Raw genomic sequence first — 18,466 nt, 5'->3', positions numbered from 1 at the left:
CCGCCGACGGCCCCGAGATGCTGGCCGCCGTGCTGGTCCTGGTCGGCCCCGCCCTGGCGCCGGCCCCCGAGCCCGTCCCGCCCGCCCGCCCCCGGCGCTCCCGCGCCGCCGCCCCGCGGACGCACCAGTTGCCCGCGGCCGCCGTCTGAGGGGTCTCACACGTTGTAGGCGTCGATGTGCACGTCCGCCGTGCCGTCGGCCCGGTACGTCACGCGCGGGGTCCCGCCGCTCGTCGTCGTTGCCGCCGTTCAGGCAGAGGCCGGCGTCACAGGGGGAGAGGCCCGTGCCGTCCAGCCGTGGGTACGCGGTGGTCAGCAGCGACCCGGCCGGTCGCGCGGCAGCCGGAAGCCGACCATGTAAGCCCGGTCCATGGTCCCGCCGTCGTCCTGGCACCGGACGTCCGTGGCCCCGGCGGCGATCGCGCCGCCGAGGAAGGACTCGGGGACGGGTGTGCGCGGACTCCGTGTGCCGTTCGACGTCCCCGCCCACCCCGTCCGTTCGGCTGGCTGGCTGGCTGGCTGGCTGGGTGGGTGCCTGCCGACCCGGCCCGCCGCCCGTCAGCCGGCGACCACCACCGACGCCAGCAGCTCCGTCACGATCGCCGTGCCGTTCAGGGTGAGCACGGACTCGGGGTGGAACTGCACCCCGGCGAAGCCCGGCCCGCGCATCGCGTGCACGTCGCCCGTGGCCGGGTCGCGGCTCAGCTCGACGCGGTGCATGGCCAGCTCCTCCGCCGTCCTGTCGTCGCAGCGCGCGGTGAAGGAGTTGTAGAAGCCGACCGTCTCCGCGCGCCCGAACAGGTCGACCGCCGTCTGCGCGCCCTGGAACGGCACGTCCTTGCGCGCGATGGCGAGTCCCAGCTCGGCGGCGATCAGCTCATGGCCGAGGCACACCCCGAGCAGCCCGTGCCGGTGGTTGCGCACCAGGCCCGCGGCCAGGGCGCGCAGGAACGCCATCTTGGGGTCCGAGGTGTCCGCCGGATTGCCGGGGCCCGGGCCGAGCACGACCGGACCGTGGTGCGCGAGGGCGGCCTCGCGCAGGCCCGGCTCGTCGTAGCGGCGCACGGTCACCTCCAGCCCCGACGAGCGCAGGACGTGCGCCAGCATCGCGGTGAAGGTGTCCTCGCCGTCGACCACGAAGGCGTGCCGGCCGGCGAGTGGCCCCGGCCGCTCCTCGTCACCCGCCGGTGCCTGCATCCGCAGCCAGAACGGTGCGAGGTTGCGGCGGCGTCCCGCCAGCGCGGCCTGCACCCGCGTGTCGTCGCCGAGCCGCCGCTGCGGCCCGCCCCCCGGCTCGCGCGCCGCGCCCGGCCGCACGCCCAGCGCCGCCAGTACGCCCGCCGCCTTCGCGTGCGTCTCGGCGACCTCGCCGTACGGGTCCGAGCGGCGCACCAGCGTCGCCCCCACCGGCACCTTCAGATCGCCCGCGCCGTCGATGTCCACGGTGCGGATCAGGATGGGGGAGTCCAGGGTCTGGACGCCGCCGCCGTCCCGTCCGATCAGCGCGAGCGCGCCGGCGTAGTAGCCGCGGCCCCCGGGCTCGTAGCGTTCGATGACCCGGCACGCGTTCTGCACGGGCGAGCCGGTGACCGTCGCCGCGAACATCGTCTCGCGCAGCACGTCGCGGACGTCCATGGTGCTGCGGCCGCGCAGCTCGTACTCGGTGTGGGCCAGGTGCGCCATCTCCTTCAGGCGCGGGCCCACCACGACGCCGCCGAGGTCGCCGACGGTGCACATCATCTTCAGTTCCTCGTCGACCACCATGGTCAGCTCCTCCACCTCCTTCACGTCGCGGAGGAAGGAGAGCAGCCCGTCCATGTCCGGCCCCTGAGCCGGGTAGCGGTAGGTGCCGCTGATCGGGTTCATCACGACCGTGCCGCCCGCCATGCGGACGTGCACCTCCGGGCTCGCGCCGACCAGGGTCCGCTCAGGCGTGTGCACCACGAACGTCCAGTACGCGCCGCGCTCGCCGTCCAGCAGCCGCCGGAACAGCGCGAGCGCGTCCGCCGCGGAGAAGTCCGGGATCTGTCCGCGGAAGGTCCGCCGGATCACGAAGTTCGCGCCCTCGCCGCGGCCGATCTCGTCCTCGATCACCCGCTCCACGATCCCGGCGTAGGTGTCGTCGTCCACGTCGAAGCCGCCGTGCTCCACATGCACCTTGTGGCCGGGCAGCGCCTGCTCCATCTCCGGCAGCGGGATCTCGTACGCCTCCCGCGGGTGCAGGACCACCAGCGGCGTCCCGTCGTCCCGCGCCTCGAAACCGCGCTCCCGGATCTGCCGGAACGGGACCAGCGCCAAGGCGTCGGCGACCGGCAGTCCGCCCTCCGGCGCCCCCTTCGGCAGCGCGATGTCCGTCAGCCGCTCCACCGTGGACACCGGGCCGATCAGGATCTCGACCGTGTCCGCGTCACGCCCCGGCGTCCTGCGCCGGACCAGCGCGAACGGCGGGCATGCCGGGTCCAGCAGGCGCTCCACGAGCGCTGCGGCGGAAAGCGGGTTCTTCTCGTCGTCCACGACGGTTCCTTCCGATCGTCCGGTCGTCCGTCAGGGGGACCACCGGGGGGAAGGGACGGCCGCAGGAACACCGAAGGCCGCCCTTCGGGCGGCCTCTTCGTCAGTCTGCGTGTGTGTACGCGCTGCTAGTGGGCCGCCGGATCCGCGGTCCACCACCACTGCAGGTGCGTCTGCTGTGCGTACATGTGATCACGATAACGCATTCCGCCGCCGCGACGCCCGCTGCCGCGCCCTGTGGACGCTCACGTATGGGACCGAGCCTTCCGGCCATGTTCCGTCTCGCCGCGCGGCCCTTCACTGGTGTCCATGACATCCCGAGACGCAGTCCTCGCGGCGGCTACGGTCGCCACCGGCCTGATGGCCGGTCTCTTCTTCGCCTTCTCCGTCGCCGTCATGCCCGGACTCGCCCGGACCGGCGACCGCACTCTGGTCGACGCCATGCAGCGGATCAACGCGGCCATCCAGAACGGCTGGTTCCTGCTCGTCTTCGCGGGCGCCCTCCTGCTCGGCGCCACAGGCGTCGTGCTCTGCGTCCGCGACGGCGCGCGGACCGTCCTGCCCTGGGTGGTCGCCGGCACGGTCTGCTACCTGCTCGTCCTCGTCGTCACCTTCGCCGTCAGCATCCCGCTCAACGACCGGCTGGACGCCGCGGGGCCGCCGCACGCCGCCGCCGACCTCGCCGCCGTCCGCGACCGCTTCGAGGCCGCCTGGGTGCGCTGGAACGTGGTGCGCACCCTGCTGTGCACCGGCGCCCTGGCCTGCCTCGGCTGGGCGCTCGTCCTCAGCGGCCGGGCCGGCGCGGCCGGGTCCTGACCCGGACCCGCCGGACCCCGACCGCCTTGACGGGATGTGGAATCGCCGTCTCAATCACTGGTCGGATGCACGGGGCACCGGACGCAACCACGTAATGTGGGGTGCGTGACCGTGAACGCTGATTCCCTCGCCGGGCGCAACACCTGGCGCTCTCTGCCCGCGGCCCAGCAGCCCGAGTACCCCGACACCGAGGCGCTGAGCCGAGTGATCGCGGAACTCGAGTCGTATCCCCCCCTCGTCTTCGCCGGCGAGTGCGACCAGCTGCGCGACCGCATGGGGGCGGTGGCCCGTGGTGAGGCGTTCCTGCTCCAGGGCGGCGACTGCGCCGAGGCCTTCGACCACATCGGCGCCGACCAGATCCGCAGCAAGCTCAAGACGCTGCTCCAGATGGGCGCGGTGCTCACCTACGCCGCCTCCGTGCCGGTCGTGAAGGTGGGCCGGATCGCCGGCCAGTACAGCAAGCCGCGCTCCAAGCCGACGGAGACCCGCGACGGGGTGACCCTGCCCACCTACCGCGGTGACTCGGTCAACGGCTTCGACTTCACCGAGGCGTCCCGGGTGCCGGACCCGGACCGGCTGAAGCGGATGTACCACGCGTCCTCGGCCACGCTGAACCTGGTGCGTGCCTTCACCACCGGCGGCTACGCGGACCTGCGCCAGGTGCACGCCTGGAACCAGGACTTCGTCAAGTCCTCGCCGTCCGGGCAGCGTTACGAGGCGCTGGCCCGGGAGATCGACCGCGCGCTGAACTTCATGCACGCCTGCGGCACGGACCCGGAGGAGTTCAAGACCGTCGAGTTCTTCTCCTCCCACGAGGCGCTGCTGCTCGACTACGAGAGCGCCCTGACCCGCGTCGACTCGCGGACCGGCCGGCTGTACGACGTCTCCGCCCACATGGTGTGGATCGGCGAGCGCACCCGGCAGATGGACCACGCGCACATCGAGTTCGCGTCCCGGATCCGCAACCCGCTCGGTGTGAAGCTCGGCCCGACGACCACCCCCGAGGAAGCGCTGGCGCTGATCGACCGGCTGGACCCGGACCGTGAGCCGGGCCGGCTGACCTTCATCACGCGCATGGGCGCGGGCAAGGTGCGCGATCTGCTGCCGAACCTGGTGGAGAAGGTCACCGCCTCCGGCGCCCAGGTGGCGTGGGTGTGCGACCCGATGCACGGCAACACCTTCGAGGCGGCTTCCGGCCACAAGACCCGCCGCTTCGACGACGTCCTGGACGAGGTCAAGGGCTTCTTCGAGGTGCACCACGGCCTCGGCACCCACCCCGGCGGCATCCACGTCGAGCTGACCGGTGAGGACGTGACCGAGTGCGTCGGCGGCGGCGACGAGATCTTCGTCGACGACCTGCACCAGCGCTACGAGACGGCCTGCGACCCGCGGCTCAACCGCAGCCAGTCGCTCGACCTGGCCTTCCTCGTGGCCGAGATGTACCGCGGGCAGTAACCCGGCAAGCCGGTAACCGAGTAACCCGGCAGCCCGCCGCCTGCGGGCGCACACGCGAAGGGGCGCGGATCACATCGATCCGCGCCCCTCGACGGTTTTCAGCCACTCAGCGGCCGGGTAAGGTTAGGTTAACCTCAGCCGGAACCGAGAAGCGGGGTGAAACCGCATGTACGTGTGCTCATGCTTCGGCATCACAGAAGAACAGGTCAAGCAGCATGCGGACGCCGGCCGCTGCACTCCGCGCCAGATAGCCTCCGCCTGCAAGGCGGGCACCGACTGCGGCTCCTGCGTGCGCCGTATCCAGGCGCTTCTCGGCCGCGGCGATACCTGGGCTGGCCGTGGCGTGACTGCCGCCGTGGCCTCCGTGCCGTCCCCCGCGCCGCGTCCCGCCGCCCTGCCGGCCACGCCGCCCGTGCCCGCGGTGGTGCCGGCCGCGGCGAGCGCCGCCTGACGGACGGTTCAGCTGTCCGGCTGCTCGATGACCTGGGCGAGGTACAGCGGCTCCCCGAGCTTCTCGATGAGTTCGAGCTGCGTGTCGAGGTAGTCGATGTGGTGCTCCTCGTCGGCGAGGATGTCCTCGAAGATGTTGGCCGAGGTGATGTCCCCCTTGGCCCGCATGATCTCGATGCCGCGCCGGAGCCGGTCGATCGCCTCCACCTCGACCTGGCGGTCGGCCTGGAACATCTCCGTGACGGTCTGTCCCACGCGCACATGGAAGAGCCGCTGGTAGTTGGGCAGGCCTTCCAGGAACAGGATGCGGTCCGTCAGCACCTCGGCGTGCTTCATCTCGTCGAACGACTCGTGCCGCGTGTACTTGGCGAGCTTCGTCCAGCCGAAGTTCTCCTGCATCTTGGCGTGCAGGAAGTACTGGTTGATGGCCGTGAGCTCGCCCGTCAGCTGCTCGTTCAGGAACTCGATGACCTCGGGATCGCCTTGCATGGCAAACCCGTCCTTTCCGGAGTAATCGACACGATGCGCGCATCCTCGCACCGGCGGCGGGGGTGATCCAGTAAGTCCACACTTACCCTCTTGATCCGGATCATTTGGATTGCCGGATATGCAGAGGCCTGCCCCATGGCTGGTCGGTAGCACTGCATCCGGTCTGTCACCATGGATGCATGGGTCAGTCGGAACGCCACGAAGGAGAGCTTCCTCCGGGGCAGCGGCTCCAGCGGGGCTGGCCGGTCACCCACTACGGTCCGGTGCCGAGGTTCAAGCCCGACCGCTGGGACTTCCAGGTCTTCGGCGCCACGGCCGACGGCGGCAAGCACTCCTGGAACCACGAGGAGTTCTCGGCGCTGCCGTACGCGACGGTCATGGCCGATTTCCACTGCGTCACCAAGTTCAGCATGCTGGGTGTCGAGTGGGGCGGCGTCACCGCCGCGGAGATGCTGCGGCTCGCGCCGCCCGCCCCCGGGGTCACGCATGTGATGGTGTGGGCCGAGTACGGCTTCAGCTCCAACCTGCGGCTGTCGGACTTCGCCGCCGGCACGTCCATATTCGCGACCCACCGCGGCGGTGAGCCGCTGACCGCCGAGCACGGCTTCCCGGCCCGGCTGGTCGTGCCCCACCTCTACGCCTGGAAGGGCCCCAAGTGGGTCAGGGGCGTGGAGTACATGACCGCCGACCGCCGCGGCTTCTGGGAGGAGCGCGGCTACCACAACGTCGGCGACCCCTGGTCCGAGCAGCGCTACTCGTACCAGGAGGAGCCCGGCGACGGCCCGGAGCTCTAGCGTCCCGCCCCGGTGCTCAGTGGTAGCCGTGGACGACCGCGTGTCCCTTGCCGCGGCCGAGCATCCACTTGTTGACGGGCGTGGTGACCAGGAACGCCACCACGAAGGACAGCGCGAGGCTGATCCAGAAGAGCGCGTCGGCGAGGGTCGCGTCCATGGCGCCCGGGAAGACGGCGATCGTCGCGTTGTCCGCGATCTCCATGAAGACGATCGAGACGGTGTCGGCGGCGAGCGCCACCCGCACGGCCGTACGGAAGTCCACTCCGGCCCGCAGCACCCCGCGCATCGTGAGCGAGTAGCCGAAGACGAAGGCCAGCACGATGGCGAGGATCATGGTCGGCACGTTGTGCCAGCCGAGCGCGGTGCCGACGGCCATGCCGAGGATCTCGCCGATGGCACAGCCCGTCAGGCAGTGCAGCGTCGCCCGCACGGCGTCGGGCCAGCCCGACGGGGCCGCGGGGTGGTGGTGCCCGGCTGGGGTCCGCGGCTCGTGTGCGTGATCGAGGTGCTGCATGGTGCATCTCCCTCATCTGCGCGTCCGATGGGCGGGAATCCCGCTCGCCCGTATCCAGCAAGATACCCCCACGGGGTATTCCCGAAAACGGGCGTCACGCGTCCCTGAGCGCCTGCAGCGTGGCCACGTCCCGCGTCATCCCCGTCTTGTCGGGGCCGTCCGGCGTCTCCACGATCAGCGGGACACCGGCGGCCGCGGGGTGGCGGAACAGCTCCGCGAAGGCCGCGGCGCCGATGTGGCCGGCGCCGATGTTCTCGTGACGGTCCTTGTGCGCGCCGACGACGTCCTTGGAGTCATTGGCGTGGATCAGCCGCAGCCGGCCCGGGCCGACCGTGGCGACCAGCTCGTCCAGCACCGCCTTCACGCCGCCGGCCGCCGCCAGGTCGTGCCCGGCGGCGAAGACATGGCAGGTGTCCAGGCAGACGCCGAGGCGCGGGTGGTGGTCGAGTGCGTCGAAGTACGGGCTCAGATCCTCGACCAGGGCGCACAGCGAGAAGCCCTGTCCCGCGGTGGGCTCCAGGAGCAGCCAGGGGTCGTCCTCGTGCGTGAGTTCGTCCAGCAGCGGCAGCATCCGCTCCCGCACCTGCGCCAGAGCCGTCTCCCGGCCGCGTCCGCCGGTCGCGGAACCGGTGTGCACGACGGTGCCCAGTGCCCCGATGTCCCGGCCCCGGCGCAGCGAGTGCCGCAGGGAGTCCACCGAGTGGTCGACGGTCGCGGCGGTGTGCGAACCGAAGTTGATCAGGTAGGGGGCGTGCACATAGGCCGGGATCCCGTCCGCGGCGCAGCGCTCGCGGAACCGCTCGTCCTGCCGGGGGTCGCCCGCCGGGGTGGCCCAGCCGCGCGGGTTGGCGACGAAGACCTGCACGGCCTCCGCGCCCACCCGCGCGGCCGCCGCCAGGCCCGTGGCGGCCAGGCCCCCGGCGACCGGCACATGGGCGCCGACCGGATTGCGCACGACGGCGGGTGCACGGGAATCGCTCAGCGCACCCACAGTGTGATCGTGCTCCCCTTCGGTGCCTCGCCGCCGGCGGCGGGGGACTGGTTGCTGACCTCGCCCGTGAAGAAGAACTGGATCACTCGTACGTCGAACCCGGCGGCCTCCAGCTCCGCCCGGGCCGTGTCGACGTCCTTGCCCCCGACGTCCGGCACCTCGACCATCTGCTGGCCCTTGGACACGGTCAGCGTGACCGTGTCGCCTGCCGCGAGCTGCCGCCCCCCGTCCGGGCTCTGCGCGGCGATCCCGCCCTCGTCGGCCTGGTCGGAGAAGACCCGCTTCGGCGCGACCTTGACCCGCAGCCCGGCCTCCTGCAACTCCCTGCGGCCGTCCTCCAGCGACGCGCCGACGACGTCGGGCACGTCGACCGGAGCGCCCTTGCTGACCACGAGCGCCACCGCGGAGTCCGGCTTGCGGGTCGTCCCGCTGCCCGGATCGGTGGAGATCACGTCGCCCTGCGCGACCTCGTCGCTGAACTCCCGGGTCACCCGGCCCGCCGTCAGGCCGGCCGAGGTCAGGTCCTGCCGGGCGCGGCCGAGCGACTTGCCCGTCACATCCGGCACCTTCACCCGCGCCGGGCCCTTGGAGACGGTGATCGTGACCGTGCCGTCGTCGCGGATGCGCGTGCCCGGGCCCGGGTCGGTGCCGGTGACCCTGCCCTTGGGGGTGGCCGCGTCGAAGGCCTCGACGACCTCGACCTCGAGCCCGGCCGCGCGCAGCTTCTGCTCGGCGTCCGCCCGCGCCAGGTCCAGCACCGCGGGGGTCCTGGTGAACTGGCCGTCGTTGATGTACCAGACGCCCGCGCCGATGCCGGCGATCAGCAGCAGGGCGACCACCACGGCGATCATGCCCGGCCGGGCCCGCAGCCGGGAGCCCTCGGGGGCCGCGTGCCCGCGCCCGGGGGCGGGCCGCCGCCGCGTCGGCTCCGGCGGCATCTCCAGCCGTGTCGTGCGGTGCACCACGGCGGTCGCCTCCTCCGCCCCGGCCGCCCGCGGCGCGGCCGGCGGCTCGGGCGCGTGCGCCGTGGGCGGTACGGCGTCCAGCTGCGCCGGGCTCAGGGCGGCGCGCGTCGCGTGCAGCCGGGCCAGCAGCTCCACCGCGTCCGCGGGACGCCGCGCGGGCTCGCGGGCCGCCGCGCTCGCCACGAGGGCGTCCAGCCGCGGCGCGAGTGACGGCACGGTGGCCGAGGGCGCGGGGATGTCCTCGTTCAGGTGCTGGTAGATCACCTGCATCGGGGTGCCGCCCGCACGGGGCTTGCCGCCGGTGAGCATTTCGTAGAGGAGCACCCCGCACGCGTACACATCGCTGCGCGGGTCGGTCGTGCCGCTCTCGATCTGCTCCGGCGCCATGTACGACACGGTGCCCAGCACGACGCCGGTGGTCGAGGTCGTCGTGGTGTGCGCGCCCACGGCCCTGACCAGGCCGAAGTCCGCCACCTTCACCCGGCCGTCGTCGCCGATGAGGACGTTCTCCGGCTTCATGTCGCGGTGCACCAGGCCCGCGCGGTGCGCCGCGCCGAGGGCTGCCAGCACGGGTTCGAGGATGTCCAGCGCCGCCCGGGGCGGCAGCGCGCCCCTCTCGCGCAGCAGGTCGCGGAGCGTGCAGCCGGCGATGTACTCCATCGCGAGGTACACATACGTGCCGTCGGCGCCCTGGTCGTAGATCTGCACCACATTGGCGTGGTCCAGCCGCGCCACGGACTTCGCCTCACGGATGAAGCGCTCCACGAAGCCGTACTCGGTCGCCAGCGCCGGGTGCATCACCTTCAGCGCGAGCACACGGTCCAGGCGGGTGTCCAGTGCTCGGTAGACCGTCGCCATCCCGCCGACCGCGATCCGGGCCTCCACCCGGTAGCGGCCGTCGAGCGTGCGCCCGACCAGCGGGTCTTGAAGGGCCATATCCACAAAGGTGCAGTTTACGGTGTTCGCCTTACCCGCTTGGGCTAACGCGGCAACGTTGTGTCGCGGCCGTGCGGTACCGACATGAAACCGTGACGTGGGCCACCGGTCGCCTGCCGGACCGCCGCACGACACCCCGGCGGCGCCGCAGCACGGCTCAGCCGCCGAAGGCGGGCCGCTCCGGGTCGAAGGCCGCGACACCCTCGGCCGGCGAGGAGGCCAGCGCGTGCCGGCGCCGCGGGATGCGCCCGGCGCGGTGGGCGAGGCGGCCGGCCGCCACGGCATGGCGCATGGCTTCGGCCATGAGGACCGGCTCCCGGGCCCGGGTGACCGCGGAGGCGAGCATGACGGCGGCGCACCCCAGCTCCATCGCGAAGGCCGCGTCGGACGCCGTGCCCGCTCCCGCGTCGAGGATCACCGGCACGGAGGCCCGCTCCACGATCAGCTCGAAATTGTGCGGGTTGCGGATGCCGAGCCCGGAGCCGATGGGCGACCCCAGCGGCATGACCGCGGCGCAGCCGAGGTCCTCCAGCCGGCGGGCCAGCACCGGGTCGTCGTTGGTGTACGGCAGCACCGTGAAGCCGTCGTCGACCAGGGTCTCGGCCGCGTCCAGCAGCTCGACCGGATCGGGCAGCAGCGTGCGCTCGTCCGCGATCACCTCCAGCTTCACCCAGTCCGTGCCCAGCGCCTCCCGGGCCAGCCGGGCCGTGAGGACGGCCTCGCCGGCCGTCCGGCAGCCGGCGGTGTTGGGCAGGGCGCGGACGCCGTGGCGGGCCAGCACCGACAGCACGGAGCCCTTGACGGTGGGGTCGAGCCGCCGCATGGCGACCGTGGTGAGCTCGGTGCCGGAGGCGAGCAGCGCCTGTTCCAGGATCTCCAGGCTCGGCGCGCCGCCGGTCCCCATGATCAGGCGGGAGCCGAAGTCCGTTCCGGCGATGGTCAGCGGGTCGTCGGCCATGCGGGTCAGCCTCCCTGTACCGCGGTCAGGACCTCGACGCGGTCGCCGTCGCTCAGCGCGGTGGCGGGCCACTGCCCGCGCGGCACCACGGTCTCGTTGAGCGCGGCGGCGACACCGGAGGAGGCGGCGGTGAGCCCGGCGACCAGCCGGTCGAGGGTGAGGCCGGGCGTCACCTCGTGCGGCTCGCCGTTGACGGAGACGGTCATCGCGGTCATGCGTACTGCTCCTGAGGTGTGAATCGGCCGGGGGAGAAGGGGCGCGCCACCTCGGGCGGTTCCCCGCCCGTCAGCACCTCGGCCATCACGTCGCCGGTGAGCGGGGTGAGCAGCACGCCGTTGCGGTGGTGGCCGGTGGCCATGAGCAGGCCCTCCAGCGCGCTGCGGCCCAGCAGCGGCGCGTTGTCGGGGGAGCCGGGGCGCAGCCCCGCGACCGTCTCCACCAGCGGCAGTTCGGTGATGCCCGGCACCAGCTCGTGGGCGTCGCGCAGCAGCTCGTACACGCCGCCGGCCGTCACGGTGGTGTCCCAGCCCATCTCCTCGCTGGTGGCTCCGAGGACCAGTTCGCCGTTCTCGCGCGGCACGAGGTAGACATCGCCGCCGCGCACCACGGCCCGCACCGTGCGGGACAGGAAGGGCGCGTACGCCTCCGGCACCCGCAGCCGCAGGACCTGGCCCTTCACCGGGCGCACCGGAGGCAGCAGGCGCTCCGGCAGCCCGTCGAGCAGGCCGCTGCGGCTCCCCGCGGCCAGCACGGTCTGCCCCGCGGCCAGCACCGTTCCGTCGTCGAGGACGACCCCGCGCGCCCGGTCGCCGTCGACGTCCACCCCGGTCACCGTCGCGCGGCGGAACGCCACCCCGGACAGTTCGCAGGCCCGCAGCAGCGCCGCCACCAGCCGCCGCGGGTCGATCTGGTGGTCGCCGTCGACGCGCAGCCCGCCGCGCACGCCGGGCGCGAGCATCGGCTCCAGGCGGCGGCACTCGCGTCCGCTCAGCCACTCCGCCCGAAGGCCCAACGAGGTCTGGAACGCGTGCAGTTCGCGCAGCTGGGCGCGGTCGTCGGCGTCCAGGGCCACGGCGAGGGTGCCGCAGGTCCGGTAGCCGAGGTCCAGACCCGTGGTCTCCTCCAGCTCGGCCGCGAACGCCGGATAGCGGCGGGCCGAGGCGAGATTGAGGTCGAGCAGGGCCTGCTCGCCGTACTGCACCTCGGTGACGGGGGCCAGCATCCCGGCCGCCACCCAGGCGGCGCCGCCGCCCGGATCGGGATCGGCGACCACCGTGCGCAGCCCGCGCTGGGCCGCCCTCCAGGCGGTGACCAGTCCGATGATCCCGCCACCGATGACGACGGTGTCGGACACGTCATGACGCTGCATGGATGTCATGGATGGACCGCTCCTCCCTTCGCCGGCATGACCCGGATCAGGTTCGTACGGTCGGCGGCCGGCCAGCCGCCCTCTCAGCCCGGTGCGCCGGGCTCCCGCGAGTACTTCGGCTGCCACCTTAGTACGCACCACTGAGGGCGAGTAGGGCGCCGGTGCCCCCGGGTACGCGTGGCGCGGCGCTACGGTGATCAGCGTGACCAGCAGCAGCGAGCAGCGAGCCGTCGTCGTCGGGGCCGGGATGGCCGGGGTGCAGACCGCCGTGTCCCTGCGCGAGCAGGGGTGGGGCGGCACGATCACGCTGCTCGGCGCGGAGCGGCATCCGCCGTACGACCGTCCACCGCTGTCCAAGGGCGTCCTCTTCGGCGCCGACGAGGGCCCCGGTGCCCTGCTGGACGTGGACTTCGGCGGCATCGGTGTCGAGCTGCTGCTCGGCCGGAACGCGAGCGCGCTGCGCCCGGCCGAGCGCCAACTGCTCACCGACGCGGGCCCGGTGGGGTACGACAAGCTCGTCCTGGCCAGCGGCGCCGAACCGGTGACACTGCCCGGCAGCGCGGGTGTGCCCGGCGTGCACGTGCTGCGCACCCTGGACGACGCCGCGCGGCTGCGGCCCGTGCTGGAGGCGCAAAGCACCGTCGTCGTGGTGGGCGCGGGCTGGATCGGCGCCGAGTTCGCCACCGCCGCCCGGCACGCGGGCTGCGCGGTGACCGTCGTCGAGGCCGCCGACCGGCCCCTGGCGGGCGTGCTGCCGGAGCGGATCGCCGAGCGGATGCGCGGCTGGTACGCGGAGGCGGACGTCGAACTGCGCACGGGCGCCACCGTCGCCGCGGTCGAGCCGGGTGTGGTGCGGCTGGCCGACGGCAGTGCGATCGCCGCGGAGGCCGTCGTCGTCGGCATCGGCGCCCGGCCCGCGACGGGCTGGCTGGCCGGCTCCGGCGTCGAGCTGGGCCCGGACCTGGCGGTCCTCGCCGACGACCGGCTGCGTACCTCTGTGCCCGACGTGTACGCCGTCGGGGACTGCGCCTCCTTCCCCTCCGCCCGGTACGGGCAGCGGCTGCTGATCCACCACTGGGACAACGCGATCCAGGGACCGCGCACCGCGGCCGCCAACATCCTGGGCGGGGACGAGGTCTACGACCCCGTCCCCTACTTCTGGTCCGAGCAGTTCGGGCGCTTCGTCCAGTACGCGGGGCACCACGTCGACTCCGACGAGATGCTGCTGCGGGGCGACCCGGACGGCCCCGCCTGGTCCGTGCTCTGGCTGCGCGACGGTGTGCTCGTCGCGCTGTTCGCCGTGGGCCGTCCGCGCGACCTGGCCCAGGCCCGCAAGCTGATCGCCCGGGAGGCCCGCGTCGACCGGAACCTGGTGGCCGATCCCGCCGTGCAGCTCCGGACCGCCGTCGTCTGAGGCGCATGGCGGCAGGTGCGTTCCGGACCGCCTTCCGGAACGCCCCCCATGCCCCTGGTGGACGCCACGAGTACCGCGGTAGGGGTCCGGGATGGCACGCTTGTCCTGTGACCGAGATCGACGCAAAGATTGAAGCCCTCGTACCCTCCTGGCTGAACGTCCCCGACATCGCCGAGCACCTCGAAGTGGAGGTGACCCGGGTCCGCCAGCTGATCAAGGAAGGGCAGCTCATCGCGGTGCGCCGCGGGGAGAACAGGGTGCTCATGGTCCCCGCCGACTTCGTCGGCGACGGGAAGATCGTCAAAGGCCTCGCCGGCACGCTCAACCTGCTCAAGGACGACGGGTTCAGCGACGAGGAAGCCCTGGAATGGCTGTTCACCCCGGACGAGAGCCTGCCCGGCACTCCGGTGCAGGCGCTGCGCGAGAACCGCGGGACCGAGGTGAAGCGCCGGGCCCAGGCGCTGGCCGTCTGAGCCCTCCGACCGCCGCAACCACCGCGGGCGCCGCCCGTACCGCACCCGAGGGGGACCCCACCGCATGAGCATCCGCGCGCGGCTCGCCGACGCCCGTCTCTACCTGTGCACCGACGCCCGCCGGCGCCAGGGCGGCATCGAGGAGTTCGCCGCGTTCGCGGACGCCGTGCTGGCCTCCGGGGTCGACATCGTGCAACTGCGCGACAAGGGCATCGAGGCCCGCGAGGAGCTGGAGTACCTCGCGGTCCTCGGTGACGCGTGCCGGCGGCACGGCGCGCTGCTCGCGGTGAACGACCGCGCGGATGTGGCACACGCGGCCGGTGCCGACGTGCTGCACCTGGGGCAGGGGGACCTGCCGGTCCGGGCCGCGCGGGCGATCCTCGGCTCGGGCGGGGAGTCCCCGGTCATCGGACGGTCGTGCCACTCCGAGCCCGAGGCGGCCGCGGCCGCCGTGGAGCCCGGTGCGGACTACTTCTGCACCGGGCCGGTGTGGCCCACCCCGACCAAGCCGGGCCGCCCCGCGCCGGGGCTCGGCCTCGTCCGGTACGCGGCGGGGCTCGGTACGGACCGGCCGTGGTTCGCGATCGGCGGCATCGGCCCGGAGAACGTCGAGCAGGTGCTGGACGCGGGGGCCCGGCGGATCGTCGTCGTACGGGCCGTCACCGAGGCCGAGGACCCCGGCTCGGCCGCCGCGGAGCTCGCCAAGCGGGTCCGCTCGTACACCTCCTGAACCCAGTGCCGCCCGCGCCGTCCGGTGGCCCCCGGATGGCGGGCGTCTCGTCGGGCGAGCGTCTCATGTCCAGGGAGTGAACATTTCCCTGTGCCCTGTTGGGGCCCTCCGGCCTCCACGGCTAGCCTGAGGCGCATGGCCCTCGGCACCGCTTCCACCAGGACCGATCACGCGGTCACCATTCGTGAGCTGCTGGCCTCCGGCCAGCGTTCCTACTCCTTCGAGTTCATGGCACCGAGGACCGAGAAGGGTGAGCGGACGCTGTGGGACGCGATCCGCCGCATCGAGGCGGTGGGCCCCACCTTCGTCTCCGTCACCTACGGCGCGGGCGGCACGTCCCGCTCGGGCACCGTCCGGGCGACCGAGCGCATCGCCTCCGACACCACCCTCACCCCCGTCGCCCACCTGACCGCGGTCGACCACTCCATCGCCGAGCTGCGCAACATCATCGGCCAGTACGCCGACGCCGGGATCCGCAACATGCTCGCGCTGCGCGGCGACCCGCCCGGCGACCCGCTGGCGGAGTGGGAGCGGCACCCCGAGGGAGTCGGCTACGCCTACGAACTCGTCCGGCTCATCAAGGAGTCGGGCGACTTCTGTGTCGGTGTCGCGGCCTTCACGGAGATGCACCCCCGCTCGACCGACTGGGAGAGTGATACCCGTCACTTCGTCGCGAAGTGCCGTGCGGGCGCCGACTACGCCATCACCCAGATGTTCTTCGACGCCGAGGACTACCTGCGACTGCGTGACCGGGTCGGGAAGGCCGGTTGCGAGACGCCCATCATTCCCGAGATCATGCCGGTCACGAACGTGCGGCAGATCGAGCGCTTCGCCCAGCTCGGCAACGCGCCTTTCCCGCCGGAGCTCGCGGACCGTATCCTCGCCGTCAAGGACGATCCGGCCGCGGTGCGGGCGATCGGGGTCGAGTACGCGACGGAGATGTGCAGGCGGCTGATGGCCGAGGACATTCCCGGGCTGCACTTCATTACCCTTAATCACTCCACGGCGTCGTTGGAAATCTACGAGAATCTGGGACTGCACCAGAGGTCGTGAGGGCGGAGCCGCCGCCCCGGTGGGCCGACGACGGTGAACGGTGAGGAAGTGCTCTCATGGCCTACACAGTGCTCTACATCGCCTTCGGCGTGGTCGCGCTGTGGCTGCTCGGCGAAGTGCTGCTCCAGTACAAGGCCCGGCTGAGGTGGCGGCTGCTCGCCTTCGCGGGATTCATGGGCGTCGTCCTCGGCGTCTACCTGCCGTCCGTCGTCGTCATCGTCCTTGGCGCGGTGGCCTTCGGTACCGGTCAGACCTTCGTCACGCTCTCCTACCGGCGGGGCTTCGTCGAGGGCTGGGCCCTCAACGCCCCCAAGGACGACGGCGATGACGCCGAAGACGGTGACGAGGACGACGAGCCCGCGTCGGCCTCGCGGCGTGCCGGCGGACGCCGCGGCCGGGTCGCGCGCGAAGAGGCGGTCGAGGGCTACGGCGGCGAGTCGCCGGCGCAGGGACCGGCCGAGGAGCACGGCGCCGCCGTGCCGGAGGGCGTGAACGTCGGGCAGTCGTACGATGCCTACGCGGGCCCCCAGGGCGCCGGCCTGGTGCCGGAGGCGCACGGCATGGACTCCACGCAGGTCTACCAGCCCATGCCCATGCACGAGGACAGCGGCGAGTACCCGATGTACGGCGGGCAGCCCGGCTACACCCCCGACCCCTACACCAGTGGCGGCTACGAGGGCTACGGCACCACCGGCTACGGCGACTGGAACAACGGCGCGCAGCAGCAGCCCGCCGCGGCCTCGTACGACGCGTACGGCCAGCCGCAGCAGACCGGCGGCTGGGAGACCCAGCAGGCGTACGGCACCTACGGCGGCTACCAGGACCCCTACCAGCAGGGACAGGGCACCGGACAGGGCACGGGGGCCCCGCAGCAGGGATACGGGTACGACACGCCCGCGGGCGGCGTCTGGGTGCCGCAGCAGGGCGGCGAGCAGCAGCCGTACATCCCGCAGCAGCAGAACTCGTACGACCAGCAGCAGCAGCCGCAGGAGCAGCAGCAGCCGCAGCAGGGCCAGTACGACCCGTACGACCCCTATCGCTACAACTAACGGCTGCCGCCGGGACCGCCCGCGATCAGGTCGGCGGTGATGGCGCCGGACATGCCGGTGTGCGCGAGCCCGCCGCCGGGGTGGGACCAGCCGCCGACGAGGTGGAGGCCGGGGACCGGGGTGCGGTTGTCCGGGTGGAGGTGCGCCCCGCCGGCGCCGGCCAGGGCGGGGCGGGGAAGCCGACCGCCCACGAGGCCCGTCTCGCGCTCGGTGTCGGCCGGGGTGTGCACCGCGCGCCACAGCAGCCGGTCCGGGAGGTCCGGCAGGGCCGCCGAGGCCGCCGCCAGCGCCGCGTCCGCGTACGTGTCCGCGAGCCCGGGGGCGTTCCAGTCCAGTCCGTGTGCGCCCTGCGGCGGCGCGGTCACGCTGACGGTGACCGCCTCCGACCGCTCGTCCGGGCGCAGGGTGTCGTCGTCGGGCCGCAGCACGGTGACGGTCATCCGCTCGTGCAGCTCCCCACGGGCCAGCGCCGCCGCCTCCGCGGTCTGATCGGGGGCGTGGACGACCGTGCGGTGCGGGGTGCCGGCCGGCCGGGCACCGCGCAGAGCGAGGCACACCGTCAGCCGTCCAGGGCCCTCCCCGTCCAGGCCGGGCAGAGCCGGGCTCCCGGCGCCGTGCAGCAGCGTGGACAGCACCCGGGGCGCGACCCCTGCCACGAGCTGGTCGGCCTCCACCTTTGTGCCGTCGGCGAGTTCGAGCCCGGCGGCACGGCCGTCCTTCTCCACGACCGCCGTCACCTCCGCGCCGAAGTGGAACTCCACGCGCCGCTCCAGGCACCGCTCGTACACGGCGTCCGCCAGCGCGCGCATGCCGCCGCGCACGTACCAGGAGCCGAAGGTCTGCTCGATGTACGGCAGCACGGCGGCGCTCGCCGGCGCCGTCCGCGGGTCGAAGCCGTAAGCCAGGGCGTAGGAGCCGAGCAGACCGGCGAGCCTCGGGTCGCGCAGCTCGCGTGCGGCGGCCTCGGCCAGCGTCGGCGCGCCCCGCCGGAACAGACCGCGGCGGACCGGCCCCGCGGGGTACGGGTCGCGGCCGAGCGCGGCCGGGTCGGCGGCGAGCGCGTCCTCCAGCAGGGGCCGGCGGGTGGCGTCCCACACGTCGCGGGCGCGCACCAGCAGTTCGCTCCAGCGCTCGCCGGCGCCCTCGCCCAAGGCGGCGTCCAGCGCGGCCACCACACCGCCGCGCGACGCGTTCGGCAGCACGACGTCCGTGCCGTCCGCGAAGAGATGACGGCCGGCAGGGTCCACCTGGGACAGCGCGACGCTCTGCTCCAGGCTCTTCTTGCCGGTCTTCAGGAACAAGTCCCGGTAGACCGCGGGCAGATGCAGCAGGCCCGGTCCGGTGTCGAACCCAAAGCCGTCGCGCTCGTACCGGCGGACGGCGCCGCCGTGGGTGCCGGCGCGCTCGTACACCGCCACCCGGTGCCCGCCCGTGGCGAGCCGGGCGGCGGCCGCCATGGCGCCCATACCCGCGCCGATCACCGCAATCCGTGCCATGCGC

At 73.1% G+C, this 18,466-nt stretch carries 19 protein-coding genes and 1 riboswitch; of the genes, 10 read left to right on the top strand and 9 right to left on the bottom strand.

Going from position 1 to position 18,466, the window contains the following annotated elements; translation table 11 throughout:
• Window positions 1–17: 17 nt before the first annotated feature.
• Window positions 18–149 (top strand): hypothetical protein, encoded by a 132-nt coding sequence (locus ACFWVC_RS27815; protein ID WP_384292233.1) that lies wholly within the window; start codon window positions 18–20, stop codon window positions 147–149.
• 408 nt (window positions 150–557) lie between these two features.
• Here the strand turns inward: ACFWVC_RS27815 and ACFWVC_RS27810 are convergent, their stop codons facing one another.
• A complete protein-coding gene (locus ACFWVC_RS27810; protein ID WP_384292231.1) occupies window positions 558–2,513 on the bottom strand; it encodes an anthranilate synthase family protein in 1,956 nt (651 codons plus the stop codon).
• Window positions 2,514–2,819: 306 nt separating this feature from the next.
• Between ACFWVC_RS27810 and ACFWVC_RS27805 the strand changes: the two genes are divergently transcribed.
• The 3 genes from ACFWVC_RS27805 to ACFWVC_RS27795 all read left to right on the top strand — a co-directional run bounded on the left by ACFWVC_RS27805 (window position 2,820) and on the right by ACFWVC_RS27795 (window position 5,232).
• Window positions 2,820–3,326, top strand: a complete 507-nt coding sequence (locus tag ACFWVC_RS27805; protein WP_384292227.1) for a DUF1772 domain-containing protein — start codon at window positions 2,820–2,822, stop codon at window positions 3,324–3,326.
• Window positions 3,327–3,431: 105 nt separating this feature from the next.
• Complete coding sequence (locus tag ACFWVC_RS27800; RefSeq protein WP_384292225.1) at window positions 3,432–4,781, top strand: class II 3-deoxy-7-phosphoheptulonate synthase; 1,350 nt, start codon at window positions 3,432–3,434, stop codon at window positions 4,779–4,781.
• A gap of 166 nt (window positions 4,782–4,947) precedes the next feature.
• Window positions 4,948–5,232 carry a bacterioferritin-associated ferredoxin gene (locus tag ACFWVC_RS27795; RefSeq protein ID WP_384292221.1) on the top strand — a complete coding sequence of 95 codons (285 nt, stop codon included), beginning with the start codon at window positions 4,948–4,950 and terminating at the stop codon, window positions 5,230–5,232.
• Between the two features lie 8 nt (window positions 5,233–5,240).
• Here ACFWVC_RS27795 and bfr read toward each other — a convergent pair whose 3' ends face one another.
• On the bottom strand, window positions 5,241–5,720 hold the full coding sequence (bfr, locus tag ACFWVC_RS27790; protein ID WP_384292213.1) for a bacterioferritin: 480 nt from the start codon (window positions 5,718–5,720) through the stop codon (window positions 5,241–5,243).
• Between the two features lie 179 nt (window positions 5,721–5,899).
• Between bfr and ACFWVC_RS27785 the strand changes: the two genes are divergently transcribed.
• Entirely contained in the window at window positions 5,900–6,514 is a 615-nt protein-coding gene (locus ACFWVC_RS27785) for a sulfite oxidase-like oxidoreductase (protein WP_384292210.1), read from the top strand.
• Window positions 6,515–6,530: 16 nt separating this feature from the next.
• Here the strand turns inward: ACFWVC_RS27785 and ACFWVC_RS27780 are convergent, their stop codons facing one another.
• From ACFWVC_RS27780 to thiO, 6 genes are all read right to left on the bottom strand, one after another.
• Window positions 6,531–7,028: a DUF4396 domain-containing protein gene (locus ACFWVC_RS27780; protein ID WP_384292206.1), complete on the bottom strand. Its 498-nt coding sequence runs from the start codon at window positions 7,026–7,028 to the stop codon at window positions 6,531–6,533.
• 94 nt (window positions 7,029–7,122) lie between these two features.
• Window positions 7,123–8,019, bottom strand: coding sequence for a deoxyribonuclease IV (locus tag ACFWVC_RS27775; RefSeq protein ID WP_384292204.1), 897 nt, complete (start codon window positions 8,017–8,019; stop codon window positions 7,123–7,125).
• On the bottom strand, window positions 8,007–9,920 hold the full coding sequence (pknB, locus tag ACFWVC_RS27770; protein ID WP_384292199.1) for a Stk1 family PASTA domain-containing Ser/Thr kinase: 1,914 nt from the start codon (window positions 9,918–9,920) through the stop codon (window positions 8,007–8,009). The genes ACFWVC_RS27775 and pknB overlap by 13 nt, the downstream gene beginning before the upstream one ends.
• A 157-nt stretch (window positions 9,921–10,077) precedes the next feature.
• On the bottom strand, window positions 10,078–10,878 hold the full coding sequence (locus ACFWVC_RS27765; RefSeq protein ID WP_384292195.1) for a thiazole synthase: 801 nt from the start codon (window positions 10,876–10,878) through the stop codon (window positions 10,078–10,080).
• Window positions 10,879–10,883: 5 nt separating this feature from the next.
• Entirely contained in the window at window positions 10,884–11,084 is a 201-nt protein-coding gene (gene thiS, locus ACFWVC_RS27760) for a sulfur carrier protein ThiS (RefSeq protein ID WP_384292401.1), read from the bottom strand.
• 5 nt (window positions 11,085–11,089) lie between these two features.
• Window positions 11,090–12,247, bottom strand: coding sequence for a glycine oxidase ThiO (gene thiO, locus ACFWVC_RS27755; protein ID WP_384292398.1), 1,158 nt, complete (start codon window positions 12,245–12,247; stop codon window positions 11,090–11,092).
• A gap of 5 nt (window positions 12,248–12,252) precedes the next feature.
• A riboswitch (TPP riboswitch) is annotated at window positions 12,253–12,365 on the bottom strand.
• An 84-nt stretch (window positions 12,366–12,449) separates the two neighbouring features.
• On the opposite strand from thiO, the gene ACFWVC_RS27750 reads away from it, so the two are divergent.
• The 5 genes from ACFWVC_RS27750 to ACFWVC_RS27730 all read left to right on the top strand — a co-directional run bounded on the left by ACFWVC_RS27750 (window position 12,450) and on the right by ACFWVC_RS27730 (window position 16,966).
• Window positions 12,450–13,661, top strand: coding sequence for an NAD(P)/FAD-dependent oxidoreductase (locus tag ACFWVC_RS27750; protein WP_384292191.1), 1,212 nt, complete (start codon window positions 12,450–12,452; stop codon window positions 13,659–13,661).
• Between the two features lie 107 nt (window positions 13,662–13,768).
• Window positions 13,769–14,134 (top strand): Rv2175c family DNA-binding protein, encoded by a 366-nt coding sequence (locus tag ACFWVC_RS27745; RefSeq protein ID WP_384292186.1) that lies wholly within the window; start codon window positions 13,769–13,771, stop codon window positions 14,132–14,134.
• A 64-nt stretch (window positions 14,135–14,198) separates the two neighbouring features.
• The gene (gene thiE / locus ACFWVC_RS27740) at window positions 14,199–14,864 is read left to right on the top strand and encodes a thiamine phosphate synthase (RefSeq protein ID WP_384292184.1); all 666 of its coding nucleotides are present in this window, start codon (window positions 14,199–14,201) and stop codon (window positions 14,862–14,864) included.
• A 135-nt stretch (window positions 14,865–14,999) separates the two neighbouring features.
• Window positions 15,000–15,917, top strand: coding sequence for a methylenetetrahydrofolate reductase [NAD(P)H] (gene metF, locus ACFWVC_RS27735; protein WP_384292178.1), 918 nt, complete (start codon window positions 15,000–15,002; stop codon window positions 15,915–15,917).
• Between the two features lie 56 nt (window positions 15,918–15,973).
• On the top strand, window positions 15,974–16,966 hold the full coding sequence (locus tag ACFWVC_RS27730) for a hypothetical protein (protein WP_384292174.1): 993 nt from the start codon (window positions 15,974–15,976) through the stop codon (window positions 16,964–16,966).
• Here the strand turns inward: ACFWVC_RS27730 and ACFWVC_RS27725 are convergent.
• On the bottom strand, window positions 16,963–18,462 hold the full coding sequence (locus tag ACFWVC_RS27725; protein WP_384292169.1) for a phytoene desaturase family protein: 1,500 nt from the start codon (window positions 18,460–18,462) through the stop codon (window positions 16,963–16,965). The genes ACFWVC_RS27730 and ACFWVC_RS27725 overlap by 4 nt on opposite strands.
• Window positions 18,463–18,466 lie beyond the last annotated feature (4 nt).

It is taken from the genome of Streptomyces sp. NPDC058691, from assembly GCF_042714775.1.
Classification (GTDB): domain Bacteria; phylum Actinomycetota; class Actinomycetes; order Streptomycetales; family Streptomycetaceae; genus Actinacidiphila.
This window is presented reverse-complemented; position numbering and strand designations above follow the sequence as displayed.